Here is a 23067-nt window from a genome sequence, read left to right as displayed (position 1 = left end):
CGACCGGCGATCCGCGCTACGGGTTTCGGCATGTTCGATCTCGACAGCTATCTTGCCCGCCTCGACCTGCCTGCGCGGCCGACCCGCGACGCGGCGGGGCTTTCCCGCCTGCAACATGCGCACCGCCTGGCGATCCCGTTCGAAAATCTCGACGTGCGGCTGGGCCGCCGGATCGCGATCGACAGCGATGCGGTCGCGGCAAAGCTGGTGACGGCGAAGCGCGGGGGATATTGTTTCGAACAGAACCGGCTGCTGCTCGACGCGCTGGCCGCGCTCGGCTTCACCGCCCGCCCGCTGCTGGCGCGGGTATGGCTGGGGGCGGGGGCGGTGCCGCCGCTGACGCACACGCTGTCGCTGGTGACGATCGACGGGCAGCACTGGATCGCCGACGCGGGCTTCGGGGGCAGCTATGCCCCGGTCATGCCGCTCGCGGAGGGGGCGGTGGCGGAGGCGCCGGACGGCGCGCGCTTCCGCCTGACCCGCGCGGACGAGCGGGCCGGGGAGGAGGGCTGGTTGCTGCTGCGCGACGGCGATCCCGCGACGACGGACGGGCGCGGTACGGGTGAGGGGTGGCAGCCGCAGTACAGCTTCACCACCGCCATCGTTCACGACAGCGATCTGGCGATGGGCAATCACTGGTCGATGTCCGCTCCCGCCAGCCGCTTCACCAACACGACCGTGACCAGCATCATCCTGCCGCGCGGCTTCGCCTCGCTGACCGACCGCCAGTATCGCCGCCGCGCATCGGAAACGGCGACCGAGGCGGAGATCACCGATCCGCGCGTCTACCGGATGCGGCTCAGCATGATGTTCGGCATCGCGCTCAGCGCCGCCGAGGTCGAGGCGCTGGGACTGTTCGGCTGACGCTCAGTCCGGCATGCCGCTCAACCCGCTGGCCCGACGCAGCGCGTCGCCATCGAGCCGATAGCCATCGAGGAAGACGGTGCGGACGTGGCGCAGATTGCCGAGGTCGCGCGACACGTCGCCATCGACCAGGATGATATCGGCGGTCTTCCCGGGCCCGACCGAACCGGCGCGGTCGGCCATGCCGACCATCCGCGCGGGGACGATCGTGGCCGTCTGCACCGCCTGCGCGTTGGTCAGGCCCGCCTGCTGATACAATTCCAGTTCGCGGACCAGTTCCAGGCCATAGCCGTCGGTGCCGGCCACGATCGGCACGCCCGCCTTGTGCAGCCGGCCGACGAGGCCGACCATCTTGGCGAAGCTCTTGCGATAATCCTCGCGGGTCAGGCCGTCGCGCAACGGATAGCCCGCGATCCGCCATCCCCGCGCGACGGCGGGCGGCGCGATCCCGGCGAACGCCGCATATTCCGGCGGGATGCTGGTGCCGTCGGAGGTCATCATCGGTTCCCACACGGTCAGCGTGGGATCGATGACGGTGCCGCGCTTCGCCAGTTCGGCGTAGAAGGCGGTCATCGCCGGGCTGTCGAGATCGACATCCTTGCCATAGCGCGCCGGCCCTTCCAGCCGCGCGGCGGTATTGGCCTTGTCGACCACCTCCTGCGGCATCGCCTGCATCATGATGAAGTTGATGTGCGTGACTTCGTCATAGCCCGCGCGCACCGCATCCAGCGGGCGCATCCCGGCCGGCACGTGGCCGTGGACGTGCAGGCCCAGCCGGTGGGCCTCGGCAGCCGCCGGCGCGATCCAGGCCGGGTTCATCGAGGTGTAGAACTTCACCCCCCACATGCCGGCCGCCTTGATCTTGCGCACGGCGGCGATCGCCTCGGCTTCGGACGCGACGGTCAGCGCGCCCTGCGCCGCCAGCGGATCCTTGCGGTCGATGATGATCGAGGTGCGGCCATCCGGCGCCAGCAGGTCGGCGGCGGCGCGGCGTTTCACGATGCTCTGCACGTCCTCGATCAGCGAGCCGGGGCTGCGATAATGGGTCATGCCGGTCGCGACGTTCTGCAACAGCGACCAGTCGTCCCCGACATGCTGGTGCGCATCCCACAGCCCGGGCAGCAGCGTCCGGCCACGCCCGTCGAGTACCGTCGCGCCCTTCGGCGCGGCCAGCGTGCCGCCCGCGCCGACCTTCGCCACCTTGCCGTCGGCGATCAGCACCGCGCGATCCGGCAGATAGGTGCCGGCGATCGAATCGAACAGCAGCACGTGGTCGATCAGCGTCGGGGTGCGGTGTGCCGGGGTCAGGAACGCATGCGCGACGTCGCGGACCGCGATGGCGGTCGCCTTGTCCTGCGCGTCCTTCAGGATCGGACCGGCGGCTTCGTAACCGGCCGGTAGCATCGACACGACGCCCGCATAGCCGAACAGCCGGTTGTTCTCGTCCAGCCACACCGGGCTTGGCGAGAAACCGTACCCGCGCATGAACGCCAGCCGCACGGTCTTCCTGCCCTGCGGACCGTCGATCTGCGTCGGCGCGCCGACCGTCAGCGTCGCATGGCCGCTCGGCAGCAGGTCGATGCCTGCCGGGCCGGCCGCGACCAGTGCGGCCACCTCCTGCTCGCTGGCGAGCGGCGGGCCGCCATAGGTGGTGTAGCGCCGGGCGGCATAGGGCGCGCTGCCCGCATCGACCGCTGTCTTCCAGCGCGCGGTGCCGTCCGGATCGACGGTGAAGGTCTCGGTCGCGTCGCCGCTGTCGGTGAAGCCGCGGATGGCGATCGCGGTCGGGCGACGGTCCGGGCCGATCGTGATCACCTCGTCGGTTTCGGTCAGCCAGCCGCGCAACGACATCGACATGCGATAGGCGATGCGCCCATCGGGCTGCGTCCACGACCAGATATTGCCGTGCGTGCCGGCCGCCGAGCTGATCGTATAATGGCGCGCATCGGCCGGCGGGGTCAGCAACTGCTCCTTGGCGATCGGACCCGCGATGGCCGGCACCACGGCGGCGCCCGTCAGCAGAAGCGCGAGAATCGTTCGGCGCATGTCATTCCCCCAGGACTTTCCCGGAGACTGGCAAGTCCCCGCGCGCCACGCAATGACTGGTATTTGTCGGACAGTTGATTATCCTGCGGTCACCAGGCGGATCGCGAACCAGGCGGCCGTTCGATGTGGAGAGAGCCGTGAACACCCCATCCTGTTGTCCGTCGCCGTCGCGCCGTCACTTCCTTGCCGGGGCGGCCACCGGCGCGCTGGTCGCGGGGGTGCAGACGACAGGCGCCGATGCGGCGCAGCTGACCCTGCCGAACACGCCCGCGCGTGGGCTGGCGCCCTTCGACATGGCCGATGTCGAGTTGCACGACGGCCCCTTCCTCCACGCGCAGAAGATGACCGAGGCGTATCTTCTGCGCCTGCAACCCGACCGGTTGCTCCACAACTTCCGCGTCAATGCGGGGCTGAAGCCGAAGGCGCCTGTTTATGGCGGCTGGGAATCGGAGCCGATGTGGGCGGAGATCAACTGCCACGGCCACACGCTCGGCCATTATCTGTCCGCCTGCGCGCTGGCGTACCGCGCCACGCGCGATCGACGGTTCCGGCAGCGCATCGACTATATCGCGGGGGAACTGGCCGCCTGTCAGAAGGCGTCGGGCTCCGGCCTGGTCTGCGCCTTTCCGAAGGGAGCCGCGCTGGTCGCGGCGCATCTGCGTGGCGAGCCGATCACCGGCGTGCCGTGGTACACGCTCCACAAGGTCTATGCGGGACTGCGCGACGCGACCCTGCTTGCGGACAGCGATGCCGCGCGCGCCGTCCTGCTGCGGCTGGCCGACTGGGGCGTCGTCGCGACCCGCCCGCTCAGCGACGCGCAGTTCGAGGAGATGCTGCGCACCGAATATGGCGGCATGAACGAGGTATATGCCGATCTCTGGTCGATGACCGGCAACGCCGATTACAAGACGCTGGCGGCCCGCTTCTCGCAAAAGGCGGTGCTCGATCCGCTCGCCCGGACGCAGGACCAGCTCGACGGGATGCACGCCAATACGCAGATCCCGAAGATCATCGGCTTCCAGCGCGTCTACGAGACGGGCGGGGACGGACGATACCATGATGCGGCGACCTTCTTCTGGAAGACGGTCGCCAAGACGCGCGCCTTCGCCACTGGCGGGCATGGCGACAACGAACATTTCTTCCCGATGGCCGATTTCGACCGGCACATCTTCTCCGCCAAGGGGTCGGAGACCTGCTGCCAGCACAACATGCTGAAGCTCACGCGCGCGTTGTTCCTGCAGGATCCCCGCGCCGAATACGCAGACTATTACGAGCGGACGCTCTACAACGGCATCCTTGCCTCGCAGGATCCGGACAGCGGCATGGCGACCTATTTCCAGGGCGCCCGCCCCGGCTACATGAAGCTGTATCACACCCCGGAGGATTCCTTCTGGTGCTGCACCGGCACCGGCATGGAGAATCACGTCAAGTATCGCGATTCGATCTACTTCCACGACGATCGCGCCTTGTACGTGAACCTGTTCATCCCCTCGGCGGTGACGTGGAAGGATCGCGGCGCCCGGCTGGTGCAGGAAACGACCTTCCCGGAACAGCCGGTCACGCGGCTGCGCTGGGCGCTTGCCACGCCCGCCACGCTCGCGCTCAAGGTCCGGCATCCGCGCTGGAGCCGGATGGCGATCGTGCTGGTCAACGGCGCGGAGGTGGTGCGATCGCGCGATCCGGGCAGCTATGTCACGCTCGACCGCACATGGCGGGACGGCGACCGGGTCGAGGTGCGGTTCGCGATGCAGCCGGTCGCCGAGCATGCGCCCGCCGCGCCGGACATCGTCGCCTTCACCTACGGTCCGCTGGTGCTGGCCGGTGCGCTGGGCAGCGAGGGGCTGGCCAGCGGCGCGGACATCATCGTCAACGAACGCAAGTACGGCGAATATAACGACACGCCGGTGCCGGTGCCGGTGCTCGCCGGCGAGCCCGAGGTCCTGGCGGGGATGATCCGGCCGGGGAAGGGGCCGCTGGAATTCACGATTCCCGCCCGGGACGGATCGCTGGTGCGGCTGATCCCCTATCATCGCATCGCGCACGAGCGCTATGCGACCTACTGGCCGCTCGCCCCGTTGCCGGCAGTGACGACGCCGGCGTGACCTTGCTCCTGACCACCCCGGCAAGGGGAGGTCGCGGCGCGAAGCGCTGACGGAGGGGGGGCGAGGCTCGGGCCATCACCGCTTCCGGTCGCCCCCCGGCGTAGCACTCCACATTTTCCGCTGTCCTCGCCCTCCGATCTTTGCCACCAGCTTGGGCACGATGGAGGGTGTGGATGCACAAGTGGTTTATCGCGGCGGCGCTCGCGAGCGCGGGGGCTTCGGCCATGGCGGCTGACGCACCGCTCACGCTGGAACGGGTGTTCGCGGCGCCCGATCTCGCCGGCCCGCAGCCGCGCGCATTGAAGCTGTCGCCCGATGGCAAGCTGCTGACCTTCCTGCGCGCGCGTCCCGACGACAAGGACCGGCTGGACCTGTGGGCGCGCGACACCACGACCGGCGTCGAGCGGATGCTGGTCGACAGCCTGAAGCTCGGCACCGGCGCGGCGCTGTCGGAGGCGGAGAAGATGCAGCGCGAGCGCGCGCGGATCGGCGCGCTCAAGGGGATCGTCGGCTACGACTGGTCCGCCGACGGGCGCAGCCTGCTCGTCCCGCTCGACGGCGATCTGTATCTGGCCACCACCGATGGGCAGGCGCGGCGGATCACCGACGTGCCGGGCGGTGTGCTGAACGCCACCGTCAGTCCGCGCGGCGGCTTCGTCAGCTACGTGCGCGACCAGAACGTGTGGTTGCAACCGCTCGCGGGGGGCGCCGCCCGGGCGCTGACCACCGCCGGCAAGGGCACCGTCCATTACGGCGAGGCGGAATTCGTCGCGCAGGAGGAAATGCACCGCACCGACGGCTATTGGTGGAGCCCCGACGATCGCTATGTCGCGGTCGAGCGGTTCGACGAAGCGCCCGTCAAGGTCTTTACCCGCGCCGCGATCGGCGCGACCGGGACCAGCATCTACGAACAGCGGTATCCGGCGGCCGGTACCCCCAACGTGCTGGTCGAGCTGCACGTCATGCGCGCCGACGGCTCCGGGTCGGTGATGGTCGATCTCGGCGCCGACCCCGACATCTATCTGGCGCGGGTCGACTGGTTGCCGGACGGCTCGGCGCTGCTGGTCCAGCGCGAGAACCGCGCGCAGACGAAGCTGGACGTGCTGCGCGTCGATCCGGCGACCGGCCGGTCGACCGTGCTGTTCACCGAAAGCGCCCGCGCGAAAAGCTGGATCAATCTCAGCGACAATTATCGTCCGATGCGGGACGGCGGCCTGTTGTGGCATTCGGAGCGTGATGGCTTCGGGCATCTCTGGCGGCTGAAGGACGGCCGCTGGACGCAACTGACGAAAGGGCCGTGGGTCGTGACCGGGCTGGCCGCCGTGGACGAGGACAAGGGCCGCGTCTACTTCCTGGCCAACAAGGACGACGTGCTGGAGCAGCAACTCTACGCGCTCGACCTGAAGCGCGGCGCGATCACGCGCCTGACCGAGCGCGGCTGGTACAACAATGTCTCCGCCGATGGCACCGCGCGGCGCTTCCTCGTCACCCGCTCCAACCCGAACCAGCCGCCGCAGACCTATCTGGCCGACGCCGATGGCCGGCGGCTGGCGTGGATCAACGAAAACCGTGTCGAGGGCGGCCATCCCTATGCCCCCTATCTCGCGACGCACCAGCCGGTGCGCTTCGGCACGATCAAGGCGGCGGACGGCACCACCGATCTCCACTGGCAGATGGTCACGCCGAAGCTGGAGCCGGGCAAGCGCTATCCGGTGTTCTTCCAGCATTACGGCGGCCCCGGTCCGCAATATGTCGTGCGCAACTGGAAGAACCCGCTGATCCAGCATCTGGTCGGCAAGGGCTGGATCTATTTCGAGCTCGACAATCGCGGCTCCGCCAATCGCGGCGTCGATTTCGAGAGTGCGATCTGGCACGCGATGGGCACGGTCGAGGTCGCGGACCAGCGCAAGGGCGCCGAGTATCTCAAGACGCTCGACTTCGTCGATCCGACGCGGATCGCGACCTTCGGCTGGTCCTATGGCGGCTATATGTCGCTCAAGATGATCGAGGCGGATCGGAACGTCTACGCCGCTGCCGTCTCGGGCGCTCCGGTCACCGACTGGCATCTCTACGACACGCATTATACCGAGCGGTACATGGGCGATCCGCGCGTCGACGGCCCGGCCTATGACGCGTCGCGCGCGGTGATCGACCCGAAGAAGATCACGACGCCGCTGATGCTGATGCACGGCATGGCGGACGACAATGTCTTCCTCGACAATTCGACGAAGGTCGCGGCGGAACTGCAGGCGGCGGACATGCCGTTCGACATGATGCTGTACCCCGGCAAGACGCATTCGGCGTCGCGCGACATCCACGTCTGGACGACGATCGAGCGCTTCCTCGAACAGCATGTCGGGGCCGGCCCGAAGTAGAGGTTGCTGGCTTTTCGAAAATTGCGGCGCTAGGGCGCACTCGCGACACGAAACGATAGCGGCGCATGGCGCGGCGCATGGAAGGACGGATATGGGTTACCGGGTGGTGGTGGCGGGTGCCACGGGCAACGTCGGGCGCGAGATGGTCAACATCCTCGCCGAGCGGCAGTTTCCGGCGGATGAGATCGCGGTGCTGGCGTCGTCGCGCTCGGTCGGCGACCAGATCGAATATGGCGACACCGGCCGGATGCTGACGGTCAAGAACATCGAGCATTTCGATCCGGCCGGCTGGGACATGGCGCTGTTCGCGATCGGCAGCGAGGCGACGGCGGTCTATGCGCCGAAGTTCGCGGCCGCGGGCTGCACGGTGATCGACAATTCGTCGCTCTACCGCATGGACCCGGACGTGCCGCTGATCGTGCCGGAGGTGAATGCCGAGGCGATCGACGGCTACACGCGCAAGAACATCATCGCCAATCCGAATTGCTCGACCGCGCAGATGGTCGTCGCGCTCAAGCCGCTGCACGACGCGGCGACGATCAAGCGCGTTGTCGTGGCGACCTATCAGTCGGTGTCCGGCGCGGGCAAGATCGGCATGGACGAGCTCTTTGAACAGAGCCGCAACATCTTCGTCGGCGATCCGGCGGAGGCGAAGAAGTTCACCAAGCAGATCGCGTTCAACGTGATCCCGCACATCGACAGCTTCCTGGACGACGGTTCGACCAAGGAAGAGTGGAAGATGGTGGTCGAAACCAAGAAGATCCTCGATCCCAGGATCAAGGTCACGGCGACCTGCGTCCGCGTGCCGGTGTTCGTCGGCCATTCCGAGGCGCTGAACATCGAATTCGAGAACGAACTGTCGGCCGAGGACGCGCAGCGCATTCTGCGCGAGGCGCCGGGCGTGATGCTCGTCGACAAGCGCGAGGACGGCGGTTACGTCACGCCGGTCGAAAGCGCCGGCGACGACGCGACCTATGTCAGCCGCGTGCGCGAGGATCCGACCGTCGACAACGGTCTGGCACTCTGGTGCGTCAGCGACAACCTCCGCAAGGGCGCGGCGTTGAACGCGGTGCAGATCGCCGAACTGCTGGGACGTCGCCACCTGAAGAAGGCGGATGAGACTGGCGAAGAGGACTTTCAGGCGGTGCTGACCGCGGAGTAAATCCACTATCCGTCATTCCCGCGCAGGCGGGAATGACGGAGCGGGTTGGTGGAGGGCGGCCCCCTCAATATCCCGTATATCGCCCGGGCCGATGCCAGGCGATCAGGATCCCGCTGACCGCCGCCGCCGACACCGCCGACCAGCCGACCCGCTCGGCGGGCAGGAACGCCAGCGACGTCAGCAGGATCACCGTGTCGATCGTCATCTGCGTCCGGCCGGCATTCCAGCCGCGCCGCTTCTGCAACCACAGCGTGACCACGCCGGTGCCGCCGATCCCGGCATGATGCCGCGCCAGCGCCAGCGCGCCGAACCCGATCACCGATCCGCCGGCCAGCGCCGCGAAGGCGGGGTCGATATGCGCGATCGTCAGCCCCAGCCGCGTCCACGTGCCCAGCGCCGCGACGCCGATCCCGACCGCGACGGTGCGGATCGTGAACCGCCGCCCCATCGCCTTCCACGCCAGCAGCATGAAGGGCAGGTTGATCAGCGTGAACAGCACCCCGCTCGGCAACGGGATCAGATAGGAGAGCAGCAGCGCAATTCCGGCGGTGCCGCCCGTCACCAGCCCCGCCGCGTGCAGCAGCGCAAGGCCCAGCACGACCAGGATGCAGCCGAGCAGCAGCGCATAGCTGTCTTCGAGCGCGGAATGAGGCAGGGGATCGGCGGTGTTCACCGGCGCAGCCCTTATGCCAGCCTCGCGCGTGCTGCAATGCAGCATCAGGTGGAGTGGACGGCAAGGCATGTGCTGGCTAGAGCGTGCAGATGGCTCGCGCGATGACCGGAGGCTGCCAGTGCGGCAGCGTGCGCTACAGCGTCGAAGTCGCCGACGCGGATGCGATGTTCTGTCACTGCCGGATGTGCCAGCGCGCGACCGGCGGCGTCTTCGCGGCGCTCAAGCAGGTGCCGCGTGCCGCCGTCACCTGGATCACGCGCGAACCCGATCGCTTCCGCTCTTCCGAGATCGCGCTGCGCGGGTTCTGCGCCCGGTGCGGCACGCCGCTGACCTATGAAGGGATCGGGGACGACAGCCTCGACCTGACCGTCGGCAGCTTCGACGATCCGGGCAGCCTGCATCCGGTGATCGTGGTCGGCGTCGAGAGCCGGCTTGCCGCGTGGCACGGCGCGCGCGACCTGCCGGAGAAACGCACCGCGGAAATTCCTGCCGTGGTCAGAAAATGGATCGAAACGCGTGGCAAAGTCCCTGACTGATACCCGATTCTTCGACAGTTTTGACGGAGCGCGCATCGCATGGCGCGAACTGGGCGAGGGGCGACCGGTCGTGCTGATCCACGGCTTCTTCTCCGATGCGCAGACCAACTGGCTGAAATATGGCCACGCCGCCACGATCGCGGCCAGGGGTTTCCGGGTCATCATGCCGGACCTGCGCGCGCACGGCGACAGCGCGCGCCCGCATGATCCCGACGCCTATCCGCCCGACGCGCTCGCGCGCGACGGCCATGCGTTGATCGCGCACCTCGGGCTAAGCGACTATGATCTCGGCGGTTATTCGCTGGGCGCACGGACGACGGTACGGATGCTGGCGACCGGCGCGACGCCGCGCCGCGTCGTGATCTCCGGCATGGGTCTGGACGGCATCACCCGCGCCGATCGCCGCGCGGGCCACTTCCGCAACATCCTGACGAACCTCGGAAAGCATGAGCGCGGCAGCCCCGAATGGATGGCCGAGGCGTTCCTGAAGACCACCGGCGGGGATCCGGTCGCGCTGCTCGGGATCATCGATACCTTCGTCGGCACGCCCGACGCGATGCTCGATACGATCCCCCAGCCGGTTCTGGTCGTGTGCGGTCGCGACGACGACGACAACGGCAGTGCGCCCGCCCTCGCCGACGCCCTGCCACACGCCCGGTACGTCGAGATTCCGGGAAACCACATGAGCGCGGTAACGAAGCCGGAACTGGGGCAGGCGATCGCCGACTTCCTGGCGGGGTGACGATCGCCCGACCCATTACCCCCGGCGCCGCGGGGGTCACGAGTGGCCGTTCACGCCTTCTCGGGAATCACATTCTCATCGGCGATCTTCGCCTCGAACGATGCCGATGAGTCGGTCCCGTCCGGCTGATGAGCGCCCTGCTTCTCTTTGGAATCGTTAGTCTTCGGGGTCGATCCTCGCAACGTCAGCAGCGCCGCCGTCGCCGCCGCACCGATCGCCGCCACGCCACCGGCGATCGCCGCGGCTCCCCACTTGCCGCCCACCTTCTCGATCGCGCCGGCGCCGCGTGCAGCGGACTTGCGCGTCGATGGCGAGCGCGACGTGGCGGCGCTCGATCGTGCGGTGCGCTTGACTGGCTTCTTCTCGGCGGTGGTGGCCTCGTTCTTCGGCGTCTTCGCCTTGGCCGCGCTGCTGCGCGGCGAGGCGGCCTTGGGAGCTGCCGCCTTGCGCGGCGCCCGACGACGCGGGGTGGCCGGCTTCGACGCGGTGGGCGTCGGAGTTTCGCTGCTGTCGTCGGCCATCGGCTGCTCCCTTTGTCAAAAGATTTCGGTGCCGCAACGCACGGCAGGCGCAGGGTTTCCGGGATCGGTCAGCGGAACGGCGGCTCGTTGAACGCGCGCAGCTTGCGGCTGTGAAGCTTCGCGCCCTCGCGCCGCAGTTCCTCGCACGTTTCGATGCCGATCCGCATATGCTCGCTGATCGCGCGTTCGTAGAAGCGGTTGGCCTGGCCGGGCAGCTTCAACTCACCATGCAGCGGCTTGTCCGATACGCACAACAGCGTCCCATAGGGCACGCGAAAGCGGTAGCCCTGCGCCGCGATCGTTGCCGATTCCATATCGATCGCCACCGCGCGGCTGAGCGAGAATCGCAATGCCGAACGGGCATAGCGAAGCTCCCAGTTGCGATCGTCGGTGGTGACGATCGTGCCGGTGCGCAGCCGCCGCTTGAGTTCGTCGCCCGACTGCCCCGACACCGTCTCCGCCGCGCGGGCCAGCGCCTGTTGGACCTCGGCGATCGCCGGAACCGGGATTTCCGGCGGCAGCATGTCGTCCAGCACATGGTCGTCACGAAGGTAGGCGTGCGCAAGCACATAGTCGCCGATCCGCTGCGAGGGACGAAGGCCGCCGCAATGCCCGATCATCACCCACGCCTCGGGGCGCATCACCGCCAGATGGTCGCAGATCGTCTTCGCGTTCGACGGCCCGACGCCGATGTTGACCAGCGTGATGCCGGTGCGATCGTCGGCCATCAGATGATAGGCGGGCATCTGCAACCGACGCCACGCGCTGTCGTCCAGCATGGCGGGATCGTCGCCCGCCCGAAACAACACGCCCCCCGGCCCCGACAAGGCGGTGAACCGCCCACCCTCGCTTACCTGCTGCGCGCCCCAGCGGACGAATTCGTCGACATAGCGGTGATAATTGGTGAACAGCACGTAGCGCTGCACATGCTCCGGCGGCGTGCCGGTGTAATGCCGTAATCGCGCGAGGCTGAAGTCGGTGCGCAGGCCATCGAACAGCGCCAGCGGGCGCGTGCCGTCGATCGACGCCCACAGCCCGTCGGCGATCTCGTCGCCGATGAAGGCGAGCTCGGTGGTCGGGAAGTATCGGGCCAGTTCCGCTGCGGACACCGCATCGAGACTCAGCGCGTGACCCGCGTCGATGACGTAGGGGTAAGGGATTTCCTGCGTCCCCGGCACCGCTTCGACGGTGACGTCATAATCCTCGATCAGCAGTGTGAGCTGTTCGATCAGATAGTCCGCGAACACCGCCGGCTTCGTGACGCTGATCCGGTATTCGCCGGGGCTGACCAGCCGTCCGAACGATCGCATCGGAGTGGGACGGCCGTCACCTCCGGCGAAGCGCAGCCGGATCTCCGGATAGGCGAAAGCGCCATTGGCGCGAGTCGCATGGTCGGGAACGGAGCCGTCGGCGATATAGGCGCTGATCGCTGCCTTCAGCCGGCCGACGGAGGCGGTGTAAAGCTGGTCGAGTTGCTGGACGAGATCGTTCGCTGTCATCCCGAACGGTTACATAGTCCGTGTGACGGCGACAAGTCCGCCCGCCGCCCTCCCATGGACAGCGGCGGGCGCGGGTCATCAGAGCGTGTCGAGCAGATGTTCCGCCGAACTCACCCGGAACTCGCCCGGCGCCTCGACGTACAGCGCCGCCACGACGCCGTCGTCGACGACCATCGCGTAGCGCTGGCTTCGGCGTCCCATGCCGAACGCCGTGCCGTCCATGTCGAGCCCGATCGCGGACGCGAAATCGGCATTGCCGTCAGCCAGCATGGTTATTCCCTCGGCGCCGTTCTGCTTCGACCAAGCGCCCAGGACGAAGGGATCGTTGACCGCCGTGCACGCGATCTCGTCGATGCCCTTCGCGCGCAGCGCCTCGGTCTTTTCGACGAAGCCCGGCAGGTGGCGTGCGGAACAGGTCGGGGTGAACGCGCCGGGGACGGCGAACAGTGCGACGCGGCGCCCCTTGAAAAAGGTGGCGCTGTCCACCGGCTCCAGCCCGTCGCTGGTGATGCGGGTAAGCTTCGCGGACGGAAGCGGATCGCCGATGCCGATGGTCATGTCATTATCTCCGATCAAGGTTGCCGCGCAGCGATGGCGAGCGGACGCGGCAATTTCAAGCTTTGGCAAGCGCGATCCGAACGCCTAGATCAGCGTGATGGAACAAGCGACATTCCTGACGGGCCAGTTCCTGCTGGCGATGCCCGGCATCGGTGACACGCGCTTCGATCGTTCCGTGATCGCGATGTGCAGCCATGACGCGAACGGCGCGCTGGGCGTCGGCGTGGGTGCGGTCGTCAGCGGGCTGGGGCTGCACGAGGTGCTGGAGCAGCTGGAGATCGCGCCGGGGGTGGCGCCCGACGCCCCTGTGCATTTCGGAGGTCCGGTGGAGCCGCGACGCGGCTTCGTGCTGCACTCGCTGGACTGGGGCGGGCAGGATACGCTTGATGTCGCCGGCCGCTGGGCCCTGTCGGGGACGCTCGACGTCCTGCGCGCGATCGCGGCCGGGACCGGGCCGACCCGTTGGCTGGTCGCGCTCGGCTATGCGGGCTGGGGACCCGGGCAGCTGGAGGAGGAGCTGACCCGCCACGGCTGGCTGAATGTCGCCGATGTGCCCGACATGCTATTCGACACGCCGGTCCAGAAGCGCTGGACGCGCGGCTTCGCCACGGCGGGGGTCGATCCGCGTCTGCTGTCGAGTCAGAGCGGGCACAGCTGAGACCGTCGCCGTCCCGGCCCGTATGGGCGGCAGGACGTCGTTAACCGACATGAACGGCTCGCTCACCACATATAAAGATACCTTTATATTTGATCCGGGCAGCGTTCGCGGCTAAGGCGCGCGGATGCCGATCGGTGCGATGCGCGCCTTGGTCGGCCTCATCTGACTGGAGACAACGCCGTGGCAACCGCCCCCGTGCTCGACAAGAACGACTATGTCATCAAGGACATCGCCCTCGCCGATTTCGGCCGCGCCGAGATCGCGATCGCGGAGACGGAGATGCCCGGCCTGATGGCGCTGCGCGAGGAATTCGGCGCGTCGCAGCCGCTGAAGGGCGCGCGCATCACCGGCTCGCTCCACATGACGATCCAGACCGCGGTGCTGATCGAGACGCTGGTCGCGCTGGGCGCGGACGTCCGGTGGGCGACCTGCAACATCTATTCGACGCAGGACCACGCCGCTGCCGCCATCGCCGCAGCCGGGATCCCGGTGTTCGCGGTGAAGGGCGAGACGCTCGCCGAATACTGGGACTATGTCGGCGACATCTTCAACTGGGGTGCCGACACCGACGGGACGACCGCCAACATCATTCTGGACGATGGCGGCGACGCCACGATGTTCGCGCTCTGGGGCGCGAAGCTGGAAGCTGGCGCGACCTTCGGCGAGCCGGAGAATGAGGAAGAGGTCGAGTTCCAGCGCTCGGTCAAGGCGTTCATCGCCAAGTATCCGGGTTACCTGACGCAGACGGTCAAGAACCTGAAGGGCGTTTCGGAAGAAACCACGACCGGCGTGCACCGCCTGTACGAGATCGCCAAGAAGGGCGAGCTGCCGTTCCCGGCGATCAACGTCAACGACTCGGTCACTAAGTCGAAGTTCGACAACCTCTACGGCTGCAAGGAATCGCTGGTCGACGCGATCCGCCGCGCCACCGACGTGATGCTGGCCGGCAAGGTGGCGTGCGTCGCGGGCTTCGGTGACGTGGGCAAGGGGTCGGCGCAGTCGCTGCGTAACGGCGGCGCGCGCGTGCTGGTCACCGAGATCGATCCGATCTGCGCGCTGCAGGCGGCGATGGAGGGCTTCGAGGTCGTGACGATGGACGAGGCGGTGAAGCGCGCCGACATCTTCGTGACCGCCACCGGCAACGCCGACGTCATCACCGCCGATCACATGAAGGCGATGAAGCCGATGTCGATCGTCTGCAACATCGGCCACTTCGACAGCGAGATCCAGATCGCGGCGCTCAGCAACTATGACTGGAGCGAAGTGAAGCCGGGCACCGACTTGGTGAAGTTCCCGGACGGCAAGCAGATCATCATCCTCGCCAAGGGGCGCCTGGTGAACCTGGGCTGCGCGACCGGTCACCCGTCGTTCGTGATGTCGGCGTCGTTTACCAACCAGACGCTGGCGCAGATCGAGCTGTGGACCAAGTCCGAGAACTACAAGAACGAGGTCTACGTCCTGCCCAAGCATCTCGACGAGAAGGTCGCGGCGCTGCACCTGGAGAAGCTGGGCGTTCAGCTCTCCAAGCTGACGCCGAAGCAGGCGGGCTACATCGGCGTGCCGGTCGAAGGGCCGTTCAAGCCGGATCACTATCGTTACTGATCGCGCGACGCGCGTCTGGCGAGAAAGGGAAGGGCGGGGCTTCGACCTCGCCCTTTCTCATTGTTGGCGCGTCGATAATGGCGCCGTCCGCCTTGCCGCTGCGCCGCGCCGCTCCTAGACAGTCGGCCATGCTGCGGATCGTGTCCCATCCATGATCATGTTCCCGCCGACCGTCGCGGTGGCGGCAGGGGCCGTGGTGCTGCTGCTCGTCCTGGCGGGAGCGGTGCTGATCGCGCTGGGATTGCGCGCGAAGGCCGCCGCCGTCGATGCGGTGCACGAGCGGGAAGCGATGGAGACGTTGCTCGCCGCCGCGCCGATGCAGCCGGTGGTCGTGTTTCCGAACGGCAGGATCGAGATGGCGCGTCGCGTCGCCGACTGGCTGGGTTTCACCGACATCCCCGCCTATCTCCAGGAAGTGGAGGCCGCCGGCTGGGGTATGGCTCCTGCGGAGGCGCAGGCGGTGTCGCGGGCGCTGTCGGCGTGCCAGCGATCGGCGCGCGGCTTCACCCAGAGCGTCCATGCGCGCGACGGCGGACGCACGCTGACGATTCAGGGCGATCGACGCGGCGAGGCGGTGATCCTGTGGTTCTATGACTCGACCGCCAGCGAAGGGGAGATGCGGCGACTGCGCGCCGAGTGCGTCGATCTGTCCGATGCCTTCGATGCGCTGACGGGTCTGGTGGAAGCCGCTCCGCTGCCGATGTGGTATCGCGACAGCGACCTTCAGCTGGCGATGGTCAACTCGGCCTATGTCAACGCCGTGGAAGGGACCAGCGCCGCCGATGTGGTCGGGCGCGGGCTGGAACTGGTCGACGGCTCAGGGCAGGGTAGCCCGACCGCAGGCGCCGCGATGGCGCGTGACGAGGCGCGCCCGCAGCAGCGCGTCCTGCCCGCCACGATCGGCGGTGCGCGCCGGTCGCTGCGCATCCATGACGTGCCGCTGCCGGTCGGCGGCGTCGCGGGCTATGCCATCGACATCGAGGAACTGGAACAGAGCCACGCGCGCGAACGCCGCTTCGCCGATGCGCAGCGTGCCATGCTCGACCGGCTATCGGCGGGCGTGGCGCAGTTCGGACGCGACCGAAGCCTGGTGTTCTGCAACCAGCCGTTCCGACGCATGTTCGCGATGCGCCTGGAATGGCTCGCCGATCGGCCGGAATTCGATCGCGTGCTGGAGCGGATGCGCGAGGCGAATCGGGTGCCCGAGGTGCGCGACTTCCCCGGCTGGAAGGCGGAGCGACGCGGCTGGTTCGTCGGCGCCGATGCGGCGGTCGAGGAAAATTGGCATCTGCCGGGTGGCACGCACCTGCGCGTCGTGGCGCAGCCGATCCCGGACGGCGGACTGATGGTGATCTTCGAGGATCGGACGGAGCAGGTACAGCTCGCCAGTGCCCGCGACACGTTGCTGCGCGTCCGCACCGCGACCTTCGACAACCTGTTCGAGGCGCTGGGCGTATTCTCTGCGGACGGCCGGCTCCAGCTCTGGAACAATCGTTTCCGGGCCGTGTGGGATCTGGAGGACGAATTCCTGACCGGTCGTCCGCGTGTCGATGTGATCGCGGAACGGATCGCATCGAAATTGTCGAACCCGCGCCGGGCGCGCTCGATCGCGGAGCTGGTGCGGGTCGCGACGATCGAGCGCCACCAACGCGCCGGACATATCGCACTGGCCGATGGACGACAGTTCGAGTTCGCGGCGGTCCCGCTGCCGGACGGCAACGCGTTGTTCACGATGCTCGACATCAGCGACAGTCGCGCCATGGAGCAGGCGTTGCGCGACCGGAACGAGGCGTTGGAGGCGGCCGATCAGGTGAAGACCGCCTTTGTCGCCAACATGAGCTACGAATTGCGGACGCCGCTGACCTCGATCAGCGGTTTCGCCGAGATGCTGCACGGTGGCTACGCCGGTGATTTGTCGCCCGATGCGATCGCCTATCTCGACGCGATCCTCGACTCGGTTGACCGGTTGGGGCTGCTGATCGACGATGTGCTCGATCTGACGTCCACGGATACGGGCGCCCGACCACTGGAGCGCGCGGACATCGACGTCGCGGCGGTGGCGCGCGCGGCGGCCGATTCGCTACGCGCGACCGCGAAGCGTCACCAGGTCGAAATGATCGTAGAGATCCAGCGCTCCGCCGGGCGCCTGACCGGCGATGCGCGCCGCATCCGGGAGGTGGTCGAACATCTGCTCCGCCATGCGGTCGGCGCGGCGCAGGATGAGGGGCATGTGACGCTGCGCGTCGACGGCAACGCCAGGGGCGCGCGGATCGTCGTGACGGACGATGGCCCGGGGATGACCCCAGAACAGATGGCGCGCGCCTTCGATCGCTTCGCGCGTGAGGGGATTTCGGCCGCCGGCGAGCGCGCGCTCGGACTGGGGCTGCCGCTCGCCAAACAGTTCGTCGAGGCACATGGCGGGACGATCACATTGGTCAGCGAACCGGACACGGGCACCGTGGTGACGGTCGATCTGCCGCGGCGATGATGCGCGGGGAACGACGGCTGGTGGATGCCGCGGCGACCGAGGCCGCGGGCGCGCAACTCGCCGCGTCGCTGCGCGCGGGCGATGTCGTGACACTGAGCGGCGATCTGGGTGCGGGCAAGACCAGCTTCGCGCGCGGCGTGCTCGCGGCGTTGGGCCTGGCGGAGGAGGCGCCCAGCCCGACCTTCGCTATCGTCCAGCCCTACGAGCCCCCGGAGGTGCGCCTCGACGTGCTGCATATCGACCTGTACCGGCTCGATGATCCGGCGGAGGTGGAAGAACTGGGGCTGGATGAGGCGCGCCACGATGCGGCGTTGCTGGTCGAATGGCCGGAACGGGCGGGGCCCGGCTATTGGCCGGACGCGCTCGCGCTCCACATCGCGATCGAACAGGATGGCGCGCGTCGCTTGACTTGGGCGGCGCCGGACGCTTGGGACGGCCGATGGCCACGATGACCCCGCCGGCGGATGCTCCGGCCTTTCTAGATGCGCATGGCTGGAGCGGAGCGCGGATCGAGCCGCTCGCTGGTGACGCCTCTTTCCGCCGCTACTTCCGCGTTCATGCCGATACGCGGCGTGCGATCCTGATGGATGCGCCGCCCCCGCACGAGGATCCCCGTCCGTTCCTCGACGTGGCCCGCTGGCTGACCGCGCGTGCCTTCGCGGCACCGGCGATCCATGCGATCGACATGGAGCGCGGTTTGGTTCTGATCGAAGATTTCGGCGACGTTCGCCTTCGCGAAACCGTCGATGCCGATCCGGAGGCGGCCGTTCCGCTATACGCCGCCGCCATCGACCTGCTCGTAGCGCTGCGCGCGCATCCCGCCGGGGACTGGCGTCGTTACGACCGTGACGAGTTGCAGCGTGAGGCAGCATTGCTGATCGACTGGTATTGCCCGGCGATCGGCCTGAGCATCGATGGCGATGGCTATCGTGCCGCCTGGGACGAAGTGCTTCATCACGCCGAGGCGGCGGCGCCGGTGACGGTGCTACGCGACTATCATGCCGAGAACCTGATGCTGGTCGGCGAACGGCGGACACTCGGCCTGCTCGATTTCCAGGATGCGCTGGCCGGGCATCCTGCCTACGATCTGGTGTCGTTGTTGCAAGACGCGCGGCGCGACGTTGATCCGTCGCTGGAGGAGCGGATGCTGGCGCGGTACCGCGACGCGACGGGGGAGGGGGAGACCTTCATGCAATCCTATCACGTGCTGGGAGCGCAGCGGAACGCGAAGATCGTCGGCATCTTCGCCCGGTTGTGGAAACGCGACGGCAAGCCGCGCTATCCGGCACTGTGCCCGCGCGTTTGGACCTATCTGGAACGGGATCTGACGCAGCCGGTCCTTGCCCCGGTCGCACGCTGGTTCGACGCGAACATCCCACCGGAGCTGCGCGGCGACCCGCTGCTTATCGCCGGCGCGCGGGGGCTGGCGTGAGCCGGCCCCGCTACATCCGCCCCGATCCGGGCGCGCGGGTGCCGCGCACCGCGATGGTGATGGCGGCGGGGGTCGGCAAGCGGATGCGCCCGCTGACCGCAACGCGCCCGAAGCCTCTGATCGAGGTCGGCGGTCGCACGTTGATCGACCACAATTTCGACCGGCTGCGCGCGGCGGGCGTGGAGCGTGCGGTGGTCAACGTGCACTACCTTGCGGACGCGCTGGAAGCGTATCTTCATCATCGCGTCCACGGCATCGAGGTGATCGTCTCCGACGAACGCGCGCAGTTGATGGAAACCGGCGGCGGGATCGTGAAGGCGATGCCGCTGCTCGGCGATGACCCATTCCTGGTCGTCAATGCCGATAATCTCTGGCTCGACGGCCCGACCGACGCGATCCGGCAACTGGCGGCGCGTTGGGACGATGCGGCGATGGACGCCTTGCTGTTGATGGTTCCCTATGCGCGCGCGCACAACCATGGCGGACAGGGCGACTTCCATCTCGCCGCGGACGGGCGGATCAGCGGGCGGCGCAAGCCGGGGCGCGTCGCTCCCTTCGTTTTTACGGGGGTGCAGATCCTGTCGCCACGCCTGATCCGCGACTGGCCGGAGGGGCCGTTCTCGACCAACGTCTTCTGGGATCGGGCGATCGCGGGCGGACGCGCCTACGGCCTGGTTCATCAGGGTTTGTGGTCTGAAATCAACGTGCCGGGTGCCGTGAAGCGGACCGAGGCGCTGCTCGCGGATGGCTGACGCGCCGCCGAGTGCGGGCGGACGTGGCTTGCGGCTCCACACCATCCCGGCGCACCGCGCGTTCGCGGATGCGCTGGTCGCCGGGCTGTTGCGTCGCTTCGGCGGCGACCGACTGGCGTTGGCGCGCGGGCTGGTGCTGGTTCCAAACAACCGTGGTGGCCTGGCGGTGCGCGAGGCGTTCGTGCGCGCCAGCGGCGGGGCGCTGTTGCTGCCGCGCATTGTCGCGCTGGGTGGTGAGGAACTGGATGCCGGGGTCGGTGCGGCGCTCGACCCGGCCGACGCGGTGCCGCCGTTGCCGCCCGCCGTCGATCCGCTGCAACGCCGGATGATCCTGGCGCGGCTGGTCGAGGAAGAACGTGCCGCCGCGGGGCGCCCTGTCGACGCCGCGGAGGCCGTACGGCTGGCGGGCGAACTGGCGGGTACGCTCGACCAGTTGATCGTTGAGGAAGTGCCGCCCGCGCGATTGGCCGCGATCGATCCGGGCGAGGGACTGTCGGATCACTGGGAAACGGCGCTCCGACTGTTCCGCATCCTGCTCGACCGCTGGCCCGCCGAGCGCGAGCGGCTGGGGGCCATCGATGCCGCCGAGCGGCGTATCCTGTTGATCGATCGACAGGCGGCGCGCTGGCGTGCGTCGCCGCCGGACGGGTTCGTCTGCGCGGCCGGGATCACCGATCCCGCGCCCGCCGTCGCGCGGTTGCTGCGCACCGTCGCCGCACTGCCGCGCGGGATGGTGGTGTTCGCCGATCTCGATCTCTCGCTGCCCCAAGCGGAATGGGATGCGCTCGGGCCGCATCAGCCCGACGCCGTGACCGGCGTGCGCGCGCGATCGATCGAGGTCCATCCACAGTTTCATCTCAAGCTGCTGCTCGAACGTATCGGCGCCGACCGAAGCGAGGTGACGCGCTGGATGGCCGCCAGCGAGCATGACGCCGATGCCGCGCGCGGACGGGCGATCGCCAATGCGCTTGCCCCGGCACGCTTTACCGCCAAATGGACAGCGCTGGACGCCGCCGACCGAAGGCTGAGTGGCGTTACCGCCGTGGAACTCGCGACCCCTGCCGAGGAGGCGCAGGCGATCGCGCTGAAATTGCGCGAGGCGATCGAGACGCCCGGGCTCACCGCTGCGCTGGTCACCCCCGACCGGATGCTCGCGCGACGCGTCGCGGCACATTGCCGGCGCTGGAATATCGAGGTCGATGACAGCGCGGGCCGCGCGCTTGCGATCCTGCCGCCCGGCACGCTGCTGACCGCGATCGTCGAGGCGGCGGCGCAGGATTTCGCGCCGATGGCGCTGCTGACCTTGCTCAAGCATCCTTTGGTGCGCGCGGGCGATCAGCGCGGCGCCTGGCTCGATGGCGTCCGCCGCCTCGACCGCGCGCTGCGCGGCCCGCGCCCCGCGCCCGGGCTGGAGGGGATCGACCGCCACCTCGCCGCCGCGCCCGAGCGCGCGCGCGCGGCCGAATGGTGGCGTGAGGCGCGCGCCCTGCTCGAACCGGTTGCGCGCGGGTTCGGCGGGAGCGGGGCAGTGACGCTGCCGTCGCTGGTCGCGTGTTTGCGCGAGGCGGCGAATCTGCTCGCGGGAGAGGAAGCGTGGCGTGGTCCCGCGGGGCGCGCGGCCGCCGATCTGCTGACCGGTATGGAGACGCACGCCCCGCTCGGGCCCCATGCCATCGCCCCCGCCGGCTTCGCCCCGCTGCTGCGGCTGTTGATGGAGGAGATCGCGATCCGGCTGTTGCCGCGCGAGCGCCATCCGCGCCTCGCCATCTACGGGCTGATGGAGGCGCGGCTGCAACGCGCCGACCTGATGATCCTGTCCGGGCTGAACGAGGGGACATGGCCAGGCCTGCCCGCGCCCGACCCGTGGCTCGCGCCGCGCGTTCGCGCCGAACTGGGATTGCCTGGGCTTGATCGGGGGATCGGCGTCGCCGCGCACGATTTCGGTCAGGCGCTGGGTGCGAGGCAGATCGTCCTGACGCGCGCGCGCCGCGACGCGCGCTCGCCCGCGCTCGCCTCGCGTTTCTGGCTGCGGCTGGAAGCGATGACGGGCGAGCGTTTTCCCCGCGACGGCACGCTGGCGGCGTGGGCGCGCGCGCTCGACGGCACGCGTGTGCCGACCCCGGTCGATCGCCCGGAACCCCTGCCGCGCAAGTCCCTGCGCCCGAGGCAGATTTCGGTGACCGAGGTCGATCGGTTGAAGGCCGATCCGTTCGCCTTCTACGCGCGTCGCATCCTGAAGCTGTCGCCGCTCGACGCAGTGGATGCCGATCCCAGCGCGGCGTGGCGCGGTACGGCGGTCCATGCGGTGCTGGAAGCGTGGGCACGCGAAGACGGCTGCGACGCCGAGAAACTGTTGCCGCGCGCGCGGACGCTGCTCGCCGATCCCGCCACCCACCCGCTGTTGCGCGCGTTGTGGCAACCTCGGCTGATCGCCGCGTTCGAGTGGGTCGCGGCCAGGACGCTCGCCGATCGCGCCACGGGTCGCGCGGTGCTGGCGGTCGAGGGACGCGGCAAGGCCGAGTTGTCGGGGATCGAACTGACCGGGCGCTTCGACCGCATCGACCGGATGTCCGATGGCGGGCTGGGCATCGTCGATTACAAGACGGGCAAGGCGCCCTCGGTCGCGGCGGTGCGCGGCGGCTTCAACCTGCAACTCGGACTGCTCGGCGCGATCGCCGAGGCGGGCGGATTTGACGGTGTGACGGGGGAGGCGACCGCGTTCGAATATTGGTCGCTCGCAAAAAAGGGCGACACGTTCGGCTCGGTGTCGAGCCCCGCCGACCCGGCCGGCAAGGGCGGACGGATCCTGACCGACGATTTCGTCCGCGCCGCACGGGACAGCTTTGCCGAGGCTGCGGCCCGCTGGCTGACCGGAGATCAACCATTTACGGCGAAGCTGCACCCGGAGTTCGCGCCGTTCGCGGAATATGACCAGTTGATGCGCCGTGACGAATGGTATGGCCGCGATGCGTAGCCGCCGTCCTCATCGTCATTCCCGCGCAGGCGGGAATCCAGACGCGCTGTCGTCGCGCCTCCATCACGGAGGTCAGAGGTTCT

18 protein-coding genes are annotated in these 23067 nt (G+C 68.4%); 13 read left to right on the top strand and 5 right to left on the bottom strand.

What is annotated here, in order from left to right:
* The first annotated feature begins 30 nt into the window (after positions 1–30).
* Positions 31–864: an arylamine N-acetyltransferase family protein gene (locus tag NS334_RS11555; RefSeq protein WP_058756110.1), complete on the top strand. Its 834-nt coding sequence runs from the start codon at positions 31–33 to the stop codon at positions 862–864.
* A gap of 3 nt (positions 865–867) precedes the next feature.
* Here NS334_RS11555 and NS334_RS11550 read toward each other — a convergent pair whose 3' ends face one another.
* The gene (locus tag NS334_RS11550; protein WP_058756109.1) at positions 868–2910 is read right to left on the bottom strand and encodes an amidohydrolase family protein; all 2043 of its coding nucleotides are present in this window, start codon (positions 2908–2910) and stop codon (positions 868–870) included.
* Between the two features lie 293 nt (positions 2911–3203).
* On the opposite strand from NS334_RS11550, the gene NS334_RS11545 reads away from it, so the two are divergent.
* From NS334_RS11545 to NS334_RS11535, 3 genes are all read left to right on the top strand, one after another.
* Positions 3204–5012 carry a beta-L-arabinofuranosidase domain-containing protein gene (locus NS334_RS11545; RefSeq protein WP_428835053.1) on the top strand — a complete coding sequence of 603 codons (1809 nt, stop codon included), beginning with the start codon at positions 3204–3206 and terminating at the stop codon, positions 5010–5012.
* 173 nt (positions 5013–5185) lie between these two features.
* Positions 5186–7387 carry a S9 family peptidase gene (locus tag NS334_RS11540; RefSeq protein ID WP_058756107.1) on the top strand — a complete coding sequence of 734 codons (2202 nt, stop codon included), beginning with the start codon at positions 5186–5188 and terminating at the stop codon, positions 7385–7387.
* Positions 7388–7478: 91 nt separating this feature from the next.
* Entirely contained in the window at positions 7479–8549 is a 1071-nt protein-coding gene (locus tag NS334_RS11535; protein WP_058756106.1) for an aspartate-semialdehyde dehydrogenase, read from the top strand.
* A 64-nt stretch (positions 8550–8613) separates the two neighbouring features.
* Here the strand turns inward: NS334_RS11535 and NS334_RS11530 are convergent, their stop codons facing one another.
* Complete coding sequence (locus NS334_RS11530; RefSeq protein ID WP_241491926.1) at positions 8614–9222, bottom strand: YitT family protein; 609 nt, start codon at positions 9220–9222, stop codon at positions 8614–8616.
* A 101-nt stretch (positions 9223–9323) separates the two neighbouring features.
* Between NS334_RS11530 and NS334_RS11525 the strand changes: the two genes are divergently transcribed.
* Both NS334_RS11525 and NS334_RS11520 read left to right on the top strand, forming a co-directional pair.
* Entirely contained in the window at positions 9324–9758 is a 435-nt protein-coding gene (locus NS334_RS11525) for a GFA family protein (RefSeq protein ID WP_241491925.1), read from the top strand.
* Complete coding sequence (locus NS334_RS11520) at positions 9739–10500, top strand: alpha/beta fold hydrolase (RefSeq protein ID WP_058756103.1); 762 nt, start codon at positions 9739–9741, stop codon at positions 10498–10500. Before NS334_RS11525 ends, NS334_RS11520 begins: the two co-directional genes overlap by 20 nt.
* 50 nt (positions 10501–10550) lie before the next feature.
* Here NS334_RS11520 and NS334_RS11515 read toward each other — a convergent pair whose 3' ends face one another.
* From NS334_RS11515 to NS334_RS11505, 3 genes are all read right to left on the bottom strand, one after another.
* Complete coding sequence (locus tag NS334_RS11515) at positions 10551–11021, bottom strand: hypothetical protein (protein ID WP_058756102.1); 471 nt, start codon at positions 11019–11021, stop codon at positions 10551–10553.
* A 68-nt stretch (positions 11022–11089) separates the two neighbouring features.
* On the bottom strand, positions 11090–12520 hold the full coding sequence (locus NS334_RS11510; protein ID WP_058756101.1) for an AMP nucleosidase: 1431 nt from the start codon (positions 12518–12520) through the stop codon (positions 11090–11092).
* 78 nt (positions 12521–12598) lie between these two features.
* Positions 12599–13078, bottom strand: coding sequence for a peroxiredoxin (locus tag NS334_RS11505; protein ID WP_058756100.1), 480 nt, complete (start codon positions 13076–13078; stop codon positions 12599–12601).
* Positions 13079–13175: 97 nt separating this feature from the next.
* Between NS334_RS11505 and NS334_RS11500 the strand changes: the two genes are divergently transcribed.
* From NS334_RS11500 to addB, 7 genes are all read left to right on the top strand, one after another.
* Positions 13176–13736 carry a YqgE/AlgH family protein gene (locus NS334_RS11500; protein ID WP_058756099.1) on the top strand — a complete coding sequence of 187 codons (561 nt, stop codon included), beginning with the start codon at positions 13176–13178 and terminating at the stop codon, positions 13734–13736.
* A gap of 180 nt (positions 13737–13916) precedes the next feature.
* On the top strand, positions 13917–15338 hold the full coding sequence (gene ahcY / locus NS334_RS11495) for an adenosylhomocysteinase (protein ID WP_058756098.1): 1422 nt from the start codon (positions 13917–13919) through the stop codon (positions 15336–15338).
* 151 nt (positions 15339–15489) lie between these two features.
* Positions 15490–17826 (top strand): sensor histidine kinase, encoded by a 2337-nt coding sequence (locus NS334_RS11490; RefSeq protein ID WP_058756097.1) that lies wholly within the window; start codon positions 15490–15492, stop codon positions 17824–17826.
* Positions 17823–18278: a tRNA (adenosine(37)-N6)-threonylcarbamoyltransferase complex ATPase subunit type 1 TsaE gene (tsaE, locus tag NS334_RS11485; protein WP_241491924.1), complete on the top strand. Its 456-nt coding sequence runs from the start codon at positions 17823–17825 to the stop codon at positions 18276–18278. Before NS334_RS11490 ends, tsaE begins: the two co-directional genes overlap by 4 nt.
* Positions 18275–19258 (top strand): aminoglycoside phosphotransferase family protein, encoded by a 984-nt coding sequence (locus tag NS334_RS11480; RefSeq protein ID WP_058756130.1) that lies wholly within the window; start codon positions 18275–18277, stop codon positions 19256–19258. The genes tsaE and NS334_RS11480 overlap by 4 nt, the downstream gene beginning before the upstream one ends.
* Positions 19259–19311: 53 nt before the next feature.
* Entirely contained in the window at positions 19312–20010 is a 699-nt protein-coding gene (locus NS334_RS11475; protein WP_083500432.1) for a nucleotidyltransferase family protein, read from the top strand.
* Positions 20003–22984, top strand: coding sequence for a double-strand break repair protein AddB (gene addB, locus NS334_RS11470; RefSeq protein WP_058756095.1), 2982 nt, complete (start codon positions 20003–20005; stop codon positions 22982–22984). Before NS334_RS11475 ends, addB begins: the two co-directional genes overlap by 8 nt.
* Positions 22985–23067 lie beyond the last annotated feature (83 nt).

The organism is Sphingomonas endophytica (genome assembly GCF_001476895.1).
GTDB lineage: Bacteria > Pseudomonadota > Alphaproteobacteria > Sphingomonadales > Sphingomonadaceae > Sphingomonas > Sphingomonas endophytica_A.
This window is presented reverse-complemented; position numbering and strand designations above follow the sequence as displayed.